The sequence below is a fragment of the Chryseolinea lacunae genome (assembly GCF_016735595.1).
Lineage (GTDB): Bacteria > Bacteroidota > Bacteroidia > Cytophagales > Cyclobacteriaceae > Chryseolinea > Chryseolinea lacunae.
This window is the reverse complement of the sequence record NZ_JAERRB010000006.1, coordinates 55,123-72,218: the sequence shown is the minus strand read 5'-3', so window position 1 is coordinate 72,218 and position 17,096 is coordinate 55,123. Positions and strand designations below refer to the sequence as shown.

Genomic DNA, 17,096 nt, shown 5'->3' with positions numbered 1-17,096 from the left:
ATTTTAAATCTTATTTTTAATCTATGAACAGAAAACATCTGGGACGAATCATCATGTGGGGCACGGTGGTGCTCACGTGCCTGCTGGTGGTGCAGGTCTATTGGTTCAAACGCGCCTTCGATGCCGCCGAACAACAATTTGACCACCGTGTTCAACTTGCGCTGAAGCGCGTAGCCGACTCTGTAGCCCACGACACGCAGGTGAAAAAACTTTCGTCCAATTTCTTTTTTGTGGCCACCGAAACCAACCTGAACGACCAGGCCCTTGACCGTTTGCTGAAAGAAGAATTCCTGTCGCGAAGCCTCGACATCGACTATGAACTGGGCGTGTACAATGCCGACGACGACACGCTGGTGTATGGCAACTATGTGAAAGCCACACAACCCCACGTGATGGCCACAGATGAATCGTGGCAAACGGGCGAGGCCGGAAAAAACTTTGCCGTCTATTTTCCAAAGAAGGAAAGCTACGTGGCCGCACAGCTCGACATCTGGATTTTTTCAACATTCATCCTCGTACTCATGATGGGCTTCTTCGCCTATGCTATTGTGTCGTTGTTGCGTGAACGCAAGTTTGCCGAACTGAAGAACGACTTCATCAACAACATGACACACGAATTTAAAACGCCAGTAACCAACATTCGCATCGCCGGTGAAATGCTGAAGAACAAAATGCCGGAAGGGTTGGGCACGCAGGTGTATGTGGATATTCTATTAAAAGAAAACGAAAAACTCCGTCAAAAAATAGATCAGGTGTTGCTGGGGTCATCGGTCGATCACCTGAAGCGTCCTGCGCTGGAGCGTGTGGATGTGCACCAGATCATTGTGGAATGCGCCGAAGCCTTTCAGCTGAAAGTGCAGGAACGCAGCGGCCACATACAACTTCAATTCGAAGCCGCTACCGCCTTCATTCTCGGCGACCGCGAACTGCTGACGCAGGCCATCAACAATGTGATTGACAATGCCGAAAAATATTCGCTCCACGCACCACACATTGTTGTGCAGACCCGCGACAATCACAAAGGCATCGAAATCGACATCATCGATCACGGCATCGGCATCGATCCTTCGATGAAACGCAAGGTGTTTGAAAAATTCTTCCGGGTGCGGCAAGGCGATGTGCACGTGAAGGGTTTTGGCCTTGGGTTGAGCTTTGTGCAAAATGTGATCCGCTCGCACCGCGGCGAAGTGAAGCTGTTCAGCGAATTGAATAAAGGAACGGATGTGAAAATAGTGTTACCCATCGCATGAGCAAAGGTCCAAACATTTTGCTGGTAGAAGACGATGAAAGCCTCGGCTTCCTGTTGAAAGACACCCTGGAAGGATGCGGATGGAGTGTGAATCTGTATCCCAACGGTGAGAAAGGGCTTTCAGCTTTTCACAGTCACGCGTTCGATCTGTGCATTCTCGACATCATGCTGCCGCACAAGGACGGGTTCGACCTGGCCACGGAAATCAGGAAGTATAATCAACAGGTTCCCATCATCTTTCTCACGGCCAAGAGCCAGACCGAAGACCGGATACGCGGCTTTGAAGTGGGTGCCGACGACTATGTGTGCAAACCGTTTAGCATCGAAGAATTTAAATACCGCATCGGCGCCATCTTGAAGCGGTCGCACGGCACCACCAGCCTCACCGATCGTGTCTCGATTTTGAAAGCGGGCCAATCCACGCTCGACATTCACAACCTGTCGCTCAACGCCAACGGCGTGGTGACACGGCTCACTTATAAAGAATGCAAGATGCTGCAGATTTTTTTCAGACACTGTGGCAAAGTGATCGGTCGCGAGGTGTTTCTGAAAACGGTTTGGGAAGACGATGGTTTTTTTGTGGCCCGCAGCATGGACGTGTTTGTGTCGCGCCTGCGTAAATACCTGCGCAGCGATGATGCCCTTCGCATCGAAAATGTGCGCGGCGTTGGCTACATTCTGAAACCCTGATCTAAAAATTTCTACAATTTTCGACTATCTTGCCTGACGCGCCGCATATGCCGCGTCCGTAAAAAACCTCTCCATGAAATATGTATTCGCTATCGGCCTGCTCACCGTCGCACTGAGCGCGAGCAGTCAGGATCAAAGCACGGTGACGCGTATCGATTCCGTTGTCACCTGGCTGCACAGCCGCCAGATGTTTAATGGCACCGTGCTGGTCGCCAATCACGGCAAGGTGCTTTACAAAAAAGCATTCGGCATGTCAAACCCAACGACGAAGACTTCGCTCACCCCGGCATCATCGTTCAACCTGGCGTCGGTCTCGAAGCAATTTTTTGCCATGATGGTGATGATGTTGAAAGAGCGCGGCAAGCTTGAGTATGACGATGCCGTGCAAAAGTATCTTCCCATCTTTCCCTACCCCAATGTCACCATCCGCCATTTGCTGAACCAAACATCGGGACTGCCGGAGTATTTTGACTTGGCACAGGCCAACATGAGCTTGCTCGACACGCTTACGAACACTTCCATGTTAGACTTGTTGGCCTACAAAAAAGTGCCGTTAACATTTTTGCCTGGAACGAAATGGGAATATTGCAACACTAATTACACTACCCTTGCCTCTGTCATCGAGAAAGTTTCGGGCGTGAAGTGCGATGAATTTTTCCGGAAGAACATTACGATGCCGTTAAAGATGACGAACACGTATATCTACCATCTGAAAATGAAATCATATCCGGCATCGCGCGTGTTTGGCTTTGGCTATGACGGTGGCAAACCGGTGCTGAACGATCTTACACAATTTGATGGCATTGTGGGCGATGGCAACGTCTATGCTTCCGCAGAAGATTTGTTGAAATGGGATCAGGCCTTGTATACTGAAAAACTTGTGAAACGCGAGACGTTGAAAGAAGCATTCACACCCGCAAAACTCCTGAACGGTGAATCGACGCGATATGGTTTCGGCTGGTTCATTGACGATGGCGGCCGCCGTATTTCACACACCGGTTCGTGGGTCGGGTTCAACACACAGATTATTCGCAAGGTAGACACCCACGAAACGCTGATCGTCCTTGACAACGGCTCACGCGTGCAAGGCCGGCCGTTCATCGTCGACGTGTGGGAAGGAAAGAAGGCGACACTTTTGGAAACAGAGCTCATCACCAACGTGAAACTAATTACCGGCGTTGGGTTGCCAGCCTATAGTGCAAGCGTAAGAATTGTTGGCGACCGCATCCGCGACATTGGTGCGCTTGCTCCCTATGAAAACGAACGCGTAACGAATGGAAATGGCGCCGTGCTTTCACCAGGTTTTATCGACAGCCACAGCCATCACGATCGCGGGCTGAGCGATGAACCAACATTTCTCGCCGCGATCAGCCAGGGCATCACTACGGTGGTGGTTGGCCAGGATGGAGATTCCGATCCAATCGATTCGCTGCAGCGCAGCCTCAAACGCACTCCCATCAGTCTTAACCTCGCCACCTACACGGGTCACGCTACCCTGCGACAACACGTGATGCGTCAACGCCTTTTCCGCGCTGCACGCCAGAGTGAAGTTGATTCCATGAAGACACTGTTGTTGCGCGAGATGGACAAAGGCTCGTTGGGTCTGGCCACAGGGTTGGAGTATGAGGCGGCCTTTTTCTCAAACCGCGAAGAAGTGATTGAACTCGCCAAAGTGGTGGCATCCAAAGGGGGGCGCTACATCAGCCACATCCGGAGCGAAGACATTCACATCGAAGAAGCCGTCAAAGAAATTGTCGACATCGGCCGACAGGCAAAATTGCCCGTGCAAATCTCGCACATCAAAATAGCCTTGCGCAGTGCCTGGGGCACATCGCCGTCCATCCTGAACCGGCTTCAAAAGGCCCGCATGGAAGGCATCAACATCACGGCCGATGTGTATCCCTATGCCATGTGGATGTCGACGCCGCGCGTGTTGTTCCCCAATAAGGACTTCAACAACGAGAAAAGCGCGGTGTTTGCTACGGAGGAATTGTTCGATCCGTCCAAATCGGTGATGTTATATTTTTCGGCAGACCGTTCCTATGAAGGAAAGACCGTTTCAGAAATTGCCGCGCTCCATCATGAGTCGCCACCCCGCGCGCTGATGCGCCTGATAAAAGAGGCTGACGAGAAAAAGGGATCGGCCGGCATTGCGGGTTATTCAATGTCGGAGACAGACATCGTCAACTTCCTGCAATGGCCCCACGCCAATGTCTGTTCCGATGGCGCACCCGATGGCCACCCACGCGGTCATGGGGCATTCACACGGGTGTTGGGAACCTATGTGCGCGATCAGAAAATCATGCCGCTCGAAACAGCGATCTATAAAATGACCGGACTCACCGCCGAACATTTGGGCTTCAAAAATCGTGGCATCATTGCGCCCGGCTATTTTGCCGACCTTGTGCTTTTTGATCCGGCCACGGTGAAAGACAACGCCACCATGAAAGATCCGATGGCCTTGTCGACGGGCATTTTGAAAGTGTGGGTGAACGGCCGCTCCGTTTACGAGAATCAGAAGTCCACCGGAAATTTTCCGGGACGGTTCATTACACGATAGTGCCTACTCAAATTTTTCGGTGGCGGGGTGAAACGTTCTCCAGCTGTGCCAGAATTCCTGGTAGGCCTTCACACGCTTCAGGCGTTGGCCTGGGGTGGTGAGGTCGCGGCCCGAAAAATCGTAGGGCTTGCCGGCGGCGAACAGGGTGTCGTTGCGCAGCGTGAATGTTTCGGATTCGGATGGACGCTCGAACACGGAAAAGGTCTGGGCATCTTTAGTCATCGCCAACACCACCGGTGTGTTGCCCACTTTGTCGTTCACCACGTGTTGTGAGGTGAGCTGTATCCAATCGTAGGCCTTGCTGGCGTTGCCCGATTGAATGCCCACCACCCACGATTTGTCTTTCCACGAAAGACTGTCTGTGCGTGTGAGATTGCCTTTGCTTTTTCCTTTTTCAAATCTTCCCACGGAATCGATGCGTGTGCGCGAGGCGTTGTCGAGTTGCATCACCAGCGCGTTGGGATACAGCTCAAACAGTTTGTCGAGGTTTAGTTGAAACGATTCCACTTCCGGCAACACCTGGCCTTTCAGTTCTCCGGTCACAGCCTCGCCGGTTGCTTGTCGCCACCAGCTTTTTGTGGTGGCGTCTTCAAACATGGCGTTGAAGTGGTCCATGCCCACGAGGCGAAACGTTTCGTGTTTTCCATTCACCACGGGTTCGAACACGCGGCCGGTGCGGCACACGCTGCAATAGGTCACGATAATATTTTTTCCACCGATGCTGTCCTGTACCTGGTGATGGTAGGTGAGAAAACGGATGGGATAGGCTTTGGTCACACCGTTGTGTTCCACGGCCACCACAATGCTGCTGTCGTTCAACATGCTTTCGCCTTGTGGCTTAAACGTGAGCACTTCGGGTTGGGCGAAGATGCTGTCGGCGGTCATCTTGAAATTGAAATAGTAGGCCACGACCAGCACGGGCAGGCAGGCCACAACGGGAATCCATTTGCGTCGTGTTTGGAATGCAGCCGAGGCACCGGCGGCAATCAGGATGATGGCGACAACCCGGAACCACCAGCGATACGAATGGAGGAAGTAGGCAATGTCTAGACTTTGAATGTCCTGGCTTCCCGGCATGGGCATGATGAAATACACTTTCAGGATTTCGAAAACGGCAAGCAGGATGAGGCCGGCGTAGAATATTTTTTTCATAGGGTGAAACAAGATTTGGGATGGGGTACGCAAAAAAATGAGCCGCGGTCAAACACGGCTCACTATTCTAAAGATAGAAATTTTTTTTATGCGTTTCTACTTTGCGCGTTTCGTTTGTGCTTCCAGGATGGCCATCACCAAGTTGGCCGAATTGCGCGCGGCGATCTGATAAAAATCTTTGATGTCGGTATAGGCCTTGCTGCCGGCGTTGTCGCTCATGCTGCGGATCACCAGAAAGGGAACCTTTTGTTGAAAGCTCACCTGGGCCACAGCCGCGCCCTCCATTTCGGTGGCCTCGGCGTTCATTTGTTTGCGCAACTCCTGTGTGGCCGGCTCGGAAGAAACAAACACATCGCCCGTCACGATGGTGCCTGTGATAAGTTGGGGTGAGCGCTGGCCTTTGGGTGTGTTTATTTTTTCCAGCGCCAGTCCCTTGCCGGCGCGTTTGGCCAGGTTCACCAGGCTGGTGTCGCAGGCAAAGTAGATGGGGTTTTCCTGCATGCTTGCGGGGTCGCGCGTGGGCCGGCGGGTGATGCCCTGCGGTGTCAGCGTGCCATAGTCGTGGTGCGCCACCGTGGTACCAATCACCAGATCGCCGGGGCTCAGGTTTGGGTTGATAGCACCGGCAATGCCCGTGAACAGAATTTCTCTGGGATGAAAATGTTCGATGAGGAGAATGGTGGTGAGTGCCGCATTCACTTTGCCGATGCCCGTTTGAGCTACCACCACATGTTGGCCGTGCAGTTTTCCTTCGGTGAACGCGATGCGCTGAATGATGAATTCTGTTTTGTTCTCCACCTGGGTCAGCAGGAATTTTATTTCTTCCGGAAATGCACCCAACACTCCGGTGATGTCTGACACTTCGGTGTTTGCAGGAGGCGCATCGGGTTTCACTTCCACAATGGCCTGACCCTGTGCGGATGAAAAAAGGATGCAGCTATAACAAAGGACGGCGATGATCTTATGCATGTTCATGTTCGGTTAATTTTATTCTAAAGTGAGGGCCACGATGGCGAAGACATCGATGATCCAAAGCGCTATGCTGATTTCTTTATGTTTGCCGTTGGCCAGTTTCAGGATGGTCCACGATAAAAATCCCCACACAATGCCTTGCGTGATGGAATAGCTGAAGGGGATGAGCACCATGGCCAGAAACGCGGGGATGGCTTCTTCCATTTTCAGCCACTGAATTTTTACTACGGGCCGGATCATGTATGCGCCAACCAAAACCAACGCCGGCGCGGTGGCCACGGCGGGAATGGCCGTGAGCAACGGCGACAGAAAAAGAAACGGCAAAAACAGTAGGCCACCCGTTATGGCCGTGAGGCCTGTGCGCCCGCCGGCTTCAATGCCAACGGCCGATTCGATGTAGGCTGTTCCCGGGCTTGAACCAAACAGCCCGGCAAGCGTGGTGGATGCCGCGTCGGTGATGAGCGACTTTTTTATGTTACGCGGTTCGCCCTGCTCATCCACCAGTTGTGCGGCTTCCGACAAGGCTACAAAGGTGGAGAGGCCGTCGAACATGCCCGTGAACACAAACGAAAAGATGACGGGTGCCAAAGCCCACGACAAGGAATGCACGAGGTCAAGCGAAAACAAAAGACTGAAGTCGGGTGCGGCAAAAAAACCTTTCCACGTCACCACCGGCACATCGCCACCCCAAACCCGCCCCAGTGTGCAGGCCACCAGCGTGGTGGCAAGCATGCCGAGCAGCACGGCGCCTTTCAGGTTGCGCGTGATGAACCATCCGGTGACGAAGAGGCCAAACAGAAAAACAATGAGCGATGGATTTAACTTTCCAGCACCGATCACCGTGGCCGGATGATGCACGATGAAGCCCGCATTCACAAAGCCGATCAACGCAATGAACAACCCAATGCCGCCGGTGATGGCATAGCGCAACGGCAACGGAATGGCTTTCACAATGTGTGTGCGGATGTTGAAAACAGAAAGCAAAAGAAAGATGATGCCGGCCCAAAACACGGCACCCAATGCTACGGCCCACGGCACGTGCATGCCCAGCACTACTGAAAATGTGAAGAAGGCATTGAGGCCCATGCCCGGTGCAACCAGAATGGGGTTGCGCGCATACAGCCCCATCATGAGGCTGCTGAAAAATGAAACCAGCACGGTGGCCGTGAGCACCGCAGCAAAGGGCAGTCCGGCCTGGCTCAACACGGCGGGGTTCACCACAATGATGTAGGCCGTGGCCATGAACGAAGAAGCGCCGGCCACAATCTCCGTCCAACGGTGCGACTGGGTTGTGGGCTTGGGGGTGTGCGTTGACATCGTTTGGAAGGTTGGGAGCCTGAAAGTAACGAGTTGCATTTAATTTTTATAGGCCGGCCGGAGATAAAGAATCGCGCCACGTGACCAACGTATTTCAATCGGGTGCAAATTTTTTGAATGATCAACACGGAAGCCCGCGGCGTCATTAGGTTTTTGAAAAACGCCGGTGTAAATTTCCAACATCCCCCAAACCTCTCTGCGCGGGATCAAGGATGACCGTGATCAGCTACAGTTTCAACACCACCTTCATGTCCTGCTATTTCAGATGTGTAACGCGCCACGCGTTGCTAACGACCCTGGCCTTTGCATGGGCCTTCGACGCCAACGCGCAAACACCGATCAATTTCAAGACCGAAGCCCAGCTGCTCAAAAAAGTAATACAACAAAAACACTATAACCCACCGCCGCTCAACGACGCCTATTCTGCCCGTGTGTTCGACGACTTTCTGGACGACCTCGATCCCGACCGCATGCTCTTCACGGCAGGTGAACTAAAGTCTCTGCTGGTTTTTCGCGACAAGCTCGACGACGAGTTGAATGGTAACAACTGGGTCTTCCTGCCTACCATAACACAGACCTACAAAAAATGCCTGGCGCGGGCTGCGTCGTCCATTCTTCAACACACCCAAAGCCCCTTCGATTTAAAGACAAAAGAAACGTTGCCCGACGACACCACCTGGGCCGCCGATGAAGCAGCACTGCAAACGCGCTGGCGTCTGGATTTGAAGTTGGATGTGCTGGCACGTTTGGCAGATATGAAACGAAAGTATCCGGCGGAAGCCGAAGATGCCTTTTTGAAAAAGCACGAACCCGAAGCCCGCGAGCAAGCCAAAGCCAATAACATTGCCCGCGGCAAACGAATCCTGTTTCATCCCAACGGCTACGACAACTATGTGGGCTTTGCTTTTCTGCACGCCATGGCCAACAGCGTGGATGCACACACCAACTATTTTTCGCCCAAGGAGATGGAAAGTTTTATGGGAGCTCTCAGCACCGAAGGTTTCTTTTTTGGTGTGACGCTAAAAGAAAATGAACTGGGTGAAGTAGTCATCGACAAACTCACCCCCGGTGGTCCCGCCTGGAAATCGGGTGTTGTCTATGTAGGCGATGTGGTGCAGCGGCTGCGGTGGGAAGGGCGCGAGTGGATGGATCTTTTTGGATTGGACCTTGAAGAAGCTGGCAACATCATGGAAGAGTCGAATCAGCTTGCCCTCGATTTCGAACTTCGGAACGTGAGCGGTCAGCAAAAAACCGTGCGCCTCCGGAAGGAAAAAATATCGGACGAAGACAACATCGTGAAAAGTTTTGTGATGCAGGGACAGAAAAAAATAGGCTACATCTTTCTGCCGGGTTTCTACTCCAATTGGGGTGATGCCGGTGGCGCGCGCTGTGCCAACGATGTGGCAAAAGAAATTCTGAAGCTGAAAAAAGAAAACATCGAAGGCCTTGTGCTGGACGTGCGCTTCAACGGTGGCGGGTCGCTTGAAGAAGCCGTGGCCATGGCCGGAATTTTTATCGACGCCGGTCCCATGGGCGTGTTGAAAGACAAGACGGGCAATGTAGTGTCCGTAAAAGACATGAACCGCGGAACGATCTATGACGGACCGCTGGTGTTGATGGTGAACGCGCTCAGTGCCTCGGCATCCGAATTTCTGGCGGCGGCGTTGCAAGACTATCGCCGGGCCATCGTTGTGGGGGGCCGCACCTATGGCAAAGCCACCGCGCAGGAACTCTTTGCCCTCGACCTTCAAAGCACGGCGGCCACCTATGCCAAACGCAAAAGTCTTAATGGTTACTCGGCCGTGACCCTCGAAAAAATTTACCGTGTGAGCGGCAAAACGGCGCAGCGCAAAGGCGTCACACCCGACATTCTGTTGCCCGATATGCTGGAAGGACTTTCGCTGCGCGAAGAAAACAATGCGTCGCCGGTGTTGCCGTCGGATTCGATAGCGAAAAAAACCTACTATCAACCGCTCACGCTGTTGCCACTCCACGAATTGAAGGCCAAGAGCGCGCTACGCGTATCGGCATCGTCGGCCTTCAGGGCACACGAGCAATACGGCGCGTTGCTCAAAGAGATGCACGAATCAACGGAGGCTGTGCCGTTGCACTGGACCGAATATGTGAATTGGCGAAATGTCCGGGGAAAGAACCTGCAGGAAATGGAAAAACAGTTGTCGCCCCTAACCTCTACGTTCACCGTGACGGGCAGCAACTTCGAACAGCAGCGCCTGGCCATAGACGAATACGGCCGAAACTTTAATGAGACGTGGATAAAAAAACTTCAACAAGATATTTCGTTGGAGGAAGCTTTTTATATTCTTTGCGACTACATAAACCAAAAGAAAAAATAACAATGAGAAAAAAGTTGGCCTTAATCTTAGTCTGCGTCCTGTCATGCCTCTATTCACCGGCAGTTACCGCCGCCCGTGTTGCGGCCGGATCGCCAGTGGAGCACATGAACCTTCTTTCGGAACAGGAAGAAACGTTGTCGTTGAAGTACCTGAGCTACATGAGCGAAGTGGCCCATGGCGGCAGCGCACGCAAAATGGAGAAGCGTCGTCAGGACTTGCTTGCGGCGGTGCGCACCGCCATTCGCGAAGGCGGCAAAGTGAAACCTTTCGAAGGCGATGTCAGCCTGCGCAACGCCTATGTTGGCTACTGGAATGTCTTACTGTCGGTGTTGAACGAAGACTATCACAAGATCATCGACATGGAAGAAGTGGCCGAGCGGTCATACGACGCCATGGAGGCCTACCTCCTCATGCAGGAGAAGGCCGACGAAAAATTGAACGAGGCCTATCTGAAAGTGCCCGCCGCTTATCAGGCTTTTGCAGCCAAACACAACGTGCAGCTCTCGGAAGGACAGAGTACCAAACTCACGCGCAAACTCAACCAAACCGGAAAAGTGAACACCTATCTGCATCAGTTGTTTCTCATATATTTCAAGAGCACCGTGCAGGAAAGCAACATGATCGAAGCCTTGAACAAAAAAGACATCAACGGCATGGAGCAAAACAAGAATGCCATGAAATCCTATGCCGAAGAAGGCCTCGCGAAGCTCGACACGTTGAAACCTTTCAAAGGCGATGGCTCCGTGATCACCGCCTGTCGCAAGGTGTTGGAGTTTCAGAAAAACGAAGCGACAAAGATCAGTGCACTTTCAGATTTTACTCTGAAGAACGACGAATTCGAGAAAATGAAAAAAGCTTTTGACGCCAAACCGGCCAACAGCCGCACAGCCGCCGAAGTGGATACCTACAACAAAAGCATCGCGACCTTCAACAAGTCGGTGCAGGACTATAATAAAGTGAACAACGAATTGAATACCGGTCGCAACAAGGTGCTTAACAATTGGGAAACGTCGCGCAAGCGGTTCATGGACCTTCACGTTCCGCACAAGTAGAAAAAAATAAATCACTCACAAACACACGATGAACGCGATAACCATAGCAAAGCCAGGCGACCCCGACGTGCTCACACTGAAGCCCTGGCCCATGCCCTCGCCCGCTGATCATGAGGTGTTGGTGAAAGTGGCCTCGGCTGGCGTGAACCGCCCCGATGTTTATCAACGCAAAGGAAATTATCCGCCGCCGCCGGGTGCGTCGGAAATTCCGGGACTTGAAATTGCCGGCACTGTTGTGGCGGTGGGAGCGAAGGTGGTGCGTTGGAAAGTGGGCGACAAAGTTTGCGCACTGGTGGCCGGTGGTGGTTATGCCGAATATTGTGTTGTGCCGGAAGGACAATGCTTGCCCGTACCCACACCATTGTCGATGGCCGAAGCGGCGTCTCTCCCCGAAACGTTTTTTACGGTGTGGAGCAACGTGTTCGAACGCGGCCGCCTGAAGCCCGGCGAAACCCTGTTGGTGCACGGCGGCTCCAGCGGTATTGGGGTAACGGCCATTCAACTGGCCAAAGCATGGGGGGCGACGGTGTACATTACCGCCGGAAGCGCAGACAAATGCGCAGCCTGCATAGCCCTTGGGGCGAACCATGCCATAAACTACAAGACTGAAAAATTTGGCGACGTGGTGAAGTCCATCACAAACAAAAAAGGTGTTGACGTCATCCTCGACATGATTGGCGGTGACTACACGGCCATCAACCTCGACATCCTGGCCGACGAAGGAAGGCTCGTCCTCATCAACACGATGGGAGGCGACGAAACCAACGTGAAGCTGTCGCAGATCATGCGGAAGCGACTTACCGTGACGGGCTCCACATTACGCGCGCGCGACACAGCATTCAAGACCGCCGTCGCCCAGAGCCTGGAAAAACACGTGTGGCCATGGCTGGAAAGTGGTCGTGTTAAACCCATTGTCTATAAAACATTTCCGTTGCAAAATGCTGCCGACGCCCACCGGCTAATGGAGACCAGCGAGCATATCGGCAAGATTGTTTTAACGGTGGAATAAACCGCCACATCATGCACTACGGATATTGCACAGGCGTCTTTCCCGTCCAGCGTTTGAATGCTCTTGAAAATGCACTGAGTTCATTGTAGCCCAACATGTGCGAAATTTCTTTTACCTGATAACTTCCTTTCTTCACATACTCCAGTGCCAACATTTTGCGCACGGCATCCGAGAGCTCCAGGAACGTAACACCTTCTTCTTTCAATTTTCGTTGCAGGCTCCGTGGACTCACGTTGAAATTGGCGGCCACGTCTTCAAGCGACAGGATGCCCAGATAGGCATGGGCCAGCAGATATTCGTGAATGCGTTTTTGCAGGGTTGGTGCAGACTTCAATGCCGGTGTGCCCGCGTTCACTTTTTGAAGCAGCAATTTTTGGAGTTCATAGCTTGCCGTCAGGATCGGTTCGTTCCAATAGCGGCTATCGAATTCGAGCGAATACTCATTGCCTTTGCGGGAGGGCTTGCAACGCAGCACGCGTTCGTATTCTGCAAGGTTGGTGGTGCTGTCGTAGGGGAACTTCACGGCTTCGGGTTTGATCTTCACCAGCAGCAAACCGTCGAGCTCGTGAATGATGAACACGAGCAACAGGTCGCGTAGCTGTGCGAAAAGAAACGGCGATTCCTGTTGGGCATTTGTGCGCGGCACCAGCAGGATACTGAATGTTTTTTTGTTGTGCTTCACGTCCATCGAAAAAAAATCGGTGATGAGATGGCTCAGCGAATTGGCGATGGTGAGTGCGTCGCCCACCGTGTTGCTGGCTTGTATGATCTGACCCACCACCCCTAGCGCCGCCAACTGCAACGACTCGCCAAAGTGAAGCCCGAACAACGGGTCCTCGCAAAGATGGCTCGCGTTGTGCCAGAGGTCGTGTACCTGTTTCGGGGTGAGGTCCGTCGCCGTTCCTTTCTTCACAGCCTCCAGATCCACATGCGATAGTTTACACAACTGTTGGGGTGAGATTCCTTTCTGCACTGCATAGGCCAGCAGGCTCAGCATAAATTGTCGTTGATGTTCTTCCATGCCGTAAAAGTAAAGTCGTGAAATGAGATCGCCATGGCGCCAAAAAGCCGATGTCGTGAAATGATAATCGAATGACGCCTAAAGGTAAATCCTGCGTGTGGAGCGCACCATACTTTTGTCATATAAAATTTCACAAACCAAAACGAAACAAATATGATAACGCTCAGAAATGTTCTGCTCATCAACGCCATCAGTTCAGGTGCCACAGGTTTTCTGCTGGTGGTGTTTCCGGGTTTCATTGCCAACCTTTTTGCCGTTGACGCGGTGATGCCTTTTGCAGAGGTTGGTATTTTCCTGTTGGTGTTCGCCGCCTTTGTGCTGTATGAGTCACGACGCAAAACGGTGAACGTGTCCCGTATCTATGGCATCGTAGCCGCTGACACGCTTTGGGTGATTGCCAGCGCGCTGCTGCTCGGCATTCGGCCCGTCGCATTTTCAGTTTTGGGAAACCTGTTTGTGGCGGGTGTCGCCTTGTGGGTGGCCGCCATGGCCTATTTGCAATTCAGAGGCGTGAAACAAATCGAAGCGTAATTTCTAAACCACAGCAACATGAAAACCAACATGCTTATTCTCTTCTTCGTCGGGATAGCGACCATGGCCACGGCACAAAAGACAGAACCGGTCACCACTACACCCGAACAAATTGTGCGCGAATTTCTTTTCGCCGTGCAACAAGGCGACCACGAAAAACTGAAAACGCTGCTCCATCCGAACGTGCAGTGGGAGCAGCCCGGCAACAACCGGCTATCCGGAACCAAGAGGTCGATGGCCGAAGTGTTCGAGATGGGACGCATCATGGGCGAATGGTCGGAAAAAACCGTGAAGCTCGCCGCCATCCGCCATTACGGCGTGACCGGCAACACCGTGGCCGTGCAACTTCGCTGGACCGCTGCACAACCCACCGGCAACGTACTTGACGTGAGCAACATTGATATCTACACGGTGGAGAATGGAAAGATCACGCACGTGAAGATTTATTCGGAGAATATTCTTCAGGAGGATAGGTTCTGGGGGAAGTGACCACCGCCATGACAATGATCGATCGATAGCTTCCTGTGAATAATGGCCTGGAATCGGACGCGCCTATCCGCTAGCGGACGAAGGGAGTTCTGTCGTCAATAAAATCCGGCCCGTAGTCAACCTGCAGCGGCGGGTTATCAATAACACCGACTTTCACATTGTATGTCCCCACACTTCTTGTGAAATTGATTCCAGACAAATTCGACAATGCGTATTGTTTTTAAAGGAATAATAAAATCAAGCTATGCCAAAAATCAAATTCATTCTCCTTCTCGCTTGCCTCGCCGTGATGATTCGAAACGCCTGGTCTCAGACAAAACCCGATGAGCAGGCACAGGCGTATTTGAAACAATTCAGATCTGATGTAGCCAAAAGCATGGTTGGAAAAAAGCCAGAGGCGATAGTCGCCTACTATGACGACAATCTCCGGCTGATGCCCGCGTTTCAGAAAACCATTGTAGGCAAAGCGAATGTGTTGGCATACCGGAAAGCTTTTGCTTCGCGTTTCGATGTTCGGGAATACAACATGATGGAAATGGACGTGATTGACCTGGGTACGCTCGTTGCCGAGGTTGGAACGTTTACGCAGAAAATGAAATTGAAAAGCACTGGCAAAGACTTTGATTGGAAGGGCAAGTATTTAAATCTCTGGAAGAAGCAAGAAAACAAAACGCTGCGTCTCATCACAGAAGCCTGGAACTATGATCACCCAACCGACGATGCCAATCAATTGAAGTTCGCTGACGTGCCCAATGAGGATGTGGCGGTCATGTCGCATGTGAACATAAACAACAATATCAGCTTTGAACTGGCGGCGCTGAATCGCTTGATGGAAGCCACCGTGAGCCAACACGACGCGGCCATCTGGGCACAGTTCTATGCCGACGATGGCATGTTTCTGTATTCCGGACAGCCTTTGCGCAAGGGCAAAAAAGCGTTGGAAGATTTTTTGGTGGAGCATTGCAAGGGACTTCCGGTTTTTGAAAAGCTGGATATCCGTAACGACCACATCGATCATCTTGGAATGTATGTCATTGAGTATGCCAGTCATTTTGCGGCGGTGAGAAGTGGCGACTGGTCGGGTGTGGGGTTGGGTAAAGATTTAAGAATTTGGAGACGGGAAAAGGATGGTTCATTGAAAATCATGTGGCACATCGCGATGTATGATTGAGACCTTGTCCCACGGCTTGCGTGAATTTGAGATTTGGTTCTTTTCAATTTTTAGAATGACGTGCCTTGTTATTTAAAACAGGATGAGAAGTGCGATATTTGAATAGTGTCCGATAAGCGAAGGATATATTCAAACACACCATGACCATCGCAGACCTAGCAAAGCATCGGCTGATCAATCACGGCATCGCTGGATCAGAATTTGAGAAACCACAAGAGGTGGTGCAATGGCTCGGGGCCATGCAGGCGCAGGAGTTTGCCATGGCCAAGTGGGCTATTGCTTTACGCGCACGTGGCGTTGATGATGTGGTGATTGAAAACGCATTCAACCGCGGCGATATTTTGCGTACCCATTTGCTACGACCTACCTGGCACTTTGTGTCGCCCGACGATATTCGTTGGCTGCTCATGCTCACCGCGCCACGCGTGCACGCTGTGAATGCATATTGGTATCGGAAATTTGAATTGGATGCCGGCACGTTGAAACGAAGCCGAGCCGTTTTCGAGAAAGCATTGGCGGGAAAACATTTTTTAACACGCGACATTCTGAACGAGAAACTGGCGGAGAAAAAAATCCATGCCGACGGTCTTCGCCTGGCGTACTTGTTCATGCATGCTGAATTGGAGGGATTGATTTGCAGCGGCCCGCGCCAGGGCAAGCAGTTCACGTATGCATGGCTCGATGAACGTGTGCCCGAAACTAAAACAATCGCGCGCGAGGAAGCGCTGGCCCGGTTGGCCAACCGTTATTTCACATCGCGAAGTCCGGCAACGGTTCACGATCTGTCATACTGGTCGGGCTTAACGCTCAAAGATGCGCAGGCTGCCGCCAACCTGCTCCCGGCAACATTCGAAAATGAAAACGTGAATGGAGTAGAGTATATCGAGAAACCCGGTTCATCCAAAATCAGCGCGACAAGCCAAACAACGTTTCTCATGCCTGACTACGATGAATATGGGATGAGCTATAAAAACAGGGAGGCTTTGGTCGATCCGAAACGTCAACACAAACCGGCGGTTGACACTCCGGGCTCCAATCACATGCTGGTGGTGAACGGGGTGATCAGTGGAACGTGGCAGCGAAAACAAAAATCGCCGGGCGGAATAGAAGTCATGCCATTCTATACGTTCTCAAAACAACAGACACAGGCTGTGGCCAAGGCCGTGAAAGAATACCTGGCGTTTGCCATGCCCAACGATAAAGCGGAAGCGCCGAGGAAGAAAGTCCGGGCAAAGTAGACAGCCCTCATCCGACACATTAAAACTCAGAGCACATACTAGCATATACTATAGACTACCGTGTTCTATCACGACCCCAATCCGGCATTTATAGCCCCTCCCAACCCATCCGTTCCACCAAAAAAGGCTCCCCAAAAATGGAAGACCGTCGGGTTTAATCCCAAAAAAGGAAAATGAAGAGTGGTGTATCTTAAGCAGGACTTTCGTTTTCAGAGCTTAGATGCTGTTTTTCATCCGGATAACGGCTTTGGTACACGCCTTGGATACTAGAGGTCAACACGACCCCTAACT

At 52.0% G+C, this 17,096-nt stretch carries 14 protein-coding genes; 10 read left to right on the top strand and 4 right to left on the bottom strand.

Annotation, left to right across the window (positions count from 1 at the left end; all coding sequences use genetic code 11):
* Positions 1-23: 23 nt before the first annotated feature.
* The 3 genes from JI741_RS18000 to JI741_RS17990 all read left to right on the top strand — a co-directional run bounded on the left by JI741_RS18000 (position 24) and on the right by JI741_RS17990 (position 4,499).
* Positions 24-1,250: a sensor histidine kinase gene (locus JI741_RS18000; RefSeq protein WP_202012176.1), complete on the top strand. Its 1,227-nt coding sequence runs from the start codon at positions 24-26 to the stop codon at positions 1,248-1,250.
* Positions 1,247-1,939, top strand: a complete 693-nt coding sequence (locus tag JI741_RS17995) for a response regulator transcription factor (protein ID WP_202012174.1) — start codon at positions 1,247-1,249, stop codon at positions 1,937-1,939. The genes JI741_RS18000 and JI741_RS17995 overlap by 4 nt, the downstream gene beginning before the upstream one ends.
* 73 nt (positions 1,940-2,012) lie before the next feature.
* Positions 2,013-4,499: a serine hydrolase gene (locus JI741_RS17990; RefSeq protein WP_202012172.1), complete on the top strand. Its 2,487-nt coding sequence runs from the start codon at positions 2,013-2,015 to the stop codon at positions 4,497-4,499.
* Between the two features lie 3 nt (positions 4,500-4,502).
* Here the strand turns inward: JI741_RS17990 and JI741_RS17985 are convergent, their stop codons facing one another.
* From JI741_RS17985 to JI741_RS17975, 3 genes are all read right to left on the bottom strand, one after another.
* Positions 4,503-5,651, bottom strand: a complete 1,149-nt coding sequence (locus tag JI741_RS17985) for a DUF3179 domain-containing (seleno)protein (RefSeq protein WP_202012171.1) — start codon at positions 5,649-5,651, stop codon at positions 4,503-4,505.
* A gap of 96 nt (positions 5,652-5,747) precedes the next feature.
* Positions 5,748-6,626 (bottom strand): 5'-methylthioadenosine/adenosylhomocysteine nucleosidase, encoded by an 879-nt coding sequence (locus tag JI741_RS17980; RefSeq protein ID WP_236676151.1) that lies wholly within the window; start codon positions 6,624-6,626, stop codon positions 5,748-5,750.
* Between the two features lie 12 nt (positions 6,627-6,638).
* Entirely contained in the window at positions 6,639-7,940 is a 1,302-nt protein-coding gene (locus JI741_RS17975; RefSeq protein WP_202012167.1) for an NCS2 family permease, read from the bottom strand.
* Between the two features lie 284 nt (positions 7,941-8,224).
* On the opposite strand from JI741_RS17975, the gene JI741_RS17970 reads away from it, so the two are divergent.
* The 3 genes from JI741_RS17970 to JI741_RS17960 all read left to right on the top strand — a co-directional run bounded on the left by JI741_RS17970 (position 8,225) and on the right by JI741_RS17960 (position 12,355).
* The gene (locus JI741_RS17970) at positions 8,225-10,294 is read left to right on the top strand and encodes a carboxy terminal-processing peptidase (protein ID WP_202012165.1); all 2,070 of its coding nucleotides are present in this window, start codon (positions 8,225-8,227) and stop codon (positions 10,292-10,294) included.
* A gap of 104 nt (positions 10,295-10,398) precedes the next feature.
* A complete protein-coding gene (locus JI741_RS17965) occupies positions 10,399-11,346 on the top strand; it encodes an LIC11966 family surface protein (protein WP_202012163.1) in 948 nt (315 codons plus the stop codon).
* Between the two features lie 28 nt (positions 11,347-11,374).
* Positions 11,375-12,355 carry an NAD(P)H-quinone oxidoreductase gene (locus tag JI741_RS17960; RefSeq protein ID WP_202012161.1) on the top strand — a complete coding sequence of 327 codons (981 nt, stop codon included), beginning with the start codon at positions 11,375-11,377 and terminating at the stop codon, positions 12,353-12,355.
* Between the two features lie 16 nt (positions 12,356-12,371).
* Here JI741_RS17960 and JI741_RS17955 read toward each other — a convergent pair whose 3' ends face one another.
* Positions 12,372-13,376: an AraC family transcriptional regulator gene (locus JI741_RS17955; RefSeq protein ID WP_202012159.1), complete on the bottom strand. Its 1,005-nt coding sequence runs from the start codon at positions 13,374-13,376 to the stop codon at positions 12,372-12,374.
* Between the two features lie 153 nt (positions 13,377-13,529).
* On the opposite strand from JI741_RS17955, the gene JI741_RS17950 reads away from it, so the two are divergent.
* From JI741_RS17950 to JI741_RS17935, 4 genes are all read left to right on the top strand, one after another.
* On the top strand, positions 13,530-13,907 hold the full coding sequence (locus tag JI741_RS17950) for a hypothetical protein (RefSeq protein WP_202012157.1): 378 nt from the start codon (positions 13,530-13,532) through the stop codon (positions 13,905-13,907).
* An 18-nt stretch (positions 13,908-13,925) separates the two neighbouring features.
* Entirely contained in the window at positions 13,926-14,396 is a 471-nt protein-coding gene (locus tag JI741_RS17945; protein WP_236676150.1) for a nuclear transport factor 2 family protein, read from the top strand.
* 244 nt (positions 14,397-14,640) lie between these two features.
* Entirely contained in the window at positions 14,641-15,567 is a 927-nt protein-coding gene (locus JI741_RS17940; RefSeq protein WP_202012155.1) for a YybH family protein, read from the top strand.
* Between the two features lie 140 nt (positions 15,568-15,707).
* On the top strand, positions 15,708-16,805 hold the full coding sequence (locus tag JI741_RS17935; protein ID WP_202012153.1) for a winged helix DNA-binding domain-containing protein: 1,098 nt from the start codon (positions 15,708-15,710) through the stop codon (positions 16,803-16,805).
* Positions 16,806-17,096 lie beyond the last annotated feature (291 nt).

Coding starts and splice junctions, on each gene's coding strand:
- JI741_RS18000 (WP_202012176.1), top strand. CDS start 24: ATGAACAGAAAACATCTGGGACGAATCATCATGTGGGGCACGGTGGTG.
- JI741_RS17995 (WP_202012174.1), top strand. CDS start 1,247: ATGAGCAAAGGTCCAAACATTTTGCTGGTAGAAGACGATGAAAGCCTC.
- JI741_RS17990 (WP_202012172.1), top strand. CDS start 2,013: ATGAAATATGTATTCGCTATCGGCCTGCTCACCGTCGCACTGAGCGCG.
- JI741_RS17985 (WP_202012171.1), bottom strand. CDS start 5,651: ATGAAAAAAATATTCTACGCCGGCCTCATCCTGCTTGCCGTTTTCGAA.
- JI741_RS17980 (WP_236676151.1), bottom strand. CDS start 6,626: ATGAACATGCATAAGATCATCGCCGTCCTTTGTTATAGCTGCATCCTT.
- JI741_RS17975 (WP_202012167.1), bottom strand. CDS start 7,940: ATGTCAACGCACACCCCCAAGCCCACAACCCAGTCGCACCGTTGGACG.
- JI741_RS17965 (WP_202012163.1), top strand. CDS start 10,399: ATGAACCTTCTTTCGGAACAGGAAGAAACGTTGTCGTTGAAGTACCTG.
- JI741_RS17960 (WP_202012161.1), top strand. CDS start 11,375: ATGAACGCGATAACCATAGCAAAGCCAGGCGACCCCGACGTGCTCACA.
- JI741_RS17955 (WP_202012159.1), bottom strand. CDS start 13,376: ATGGAAGAACATCAACGACAATTTATGCTGAGCCTGCTGGCCTATGCA.
- JI741_RS17950 (WP_202012157.1), top strand. CDS start 13,530: ATGATAACGCTCAGAAATGTTCTGCTCATCAACGCCATCAGTTCAGGT.
- JI741_RS17945 (WP_236676150.1), top strand. CDS start 13,926: ATGAAAACCAACATGCTTATTCTCTTCTTCGTCGGGATAGCGACCATG.
- JI741_RS17940 (WP_202012155.1), top strand. CDS start 14,641: ATGCCAAAAATCAAATTCATTCTCCTTCTCGCTTGCCTCGCCGTGATG.
- JI741_RS17935 (WP_202012153.1), top strand. CDS start 15,708: ATGACCATCGCAGACCTAGCAAAGCATCGGCTGATCAATCACGGCATC.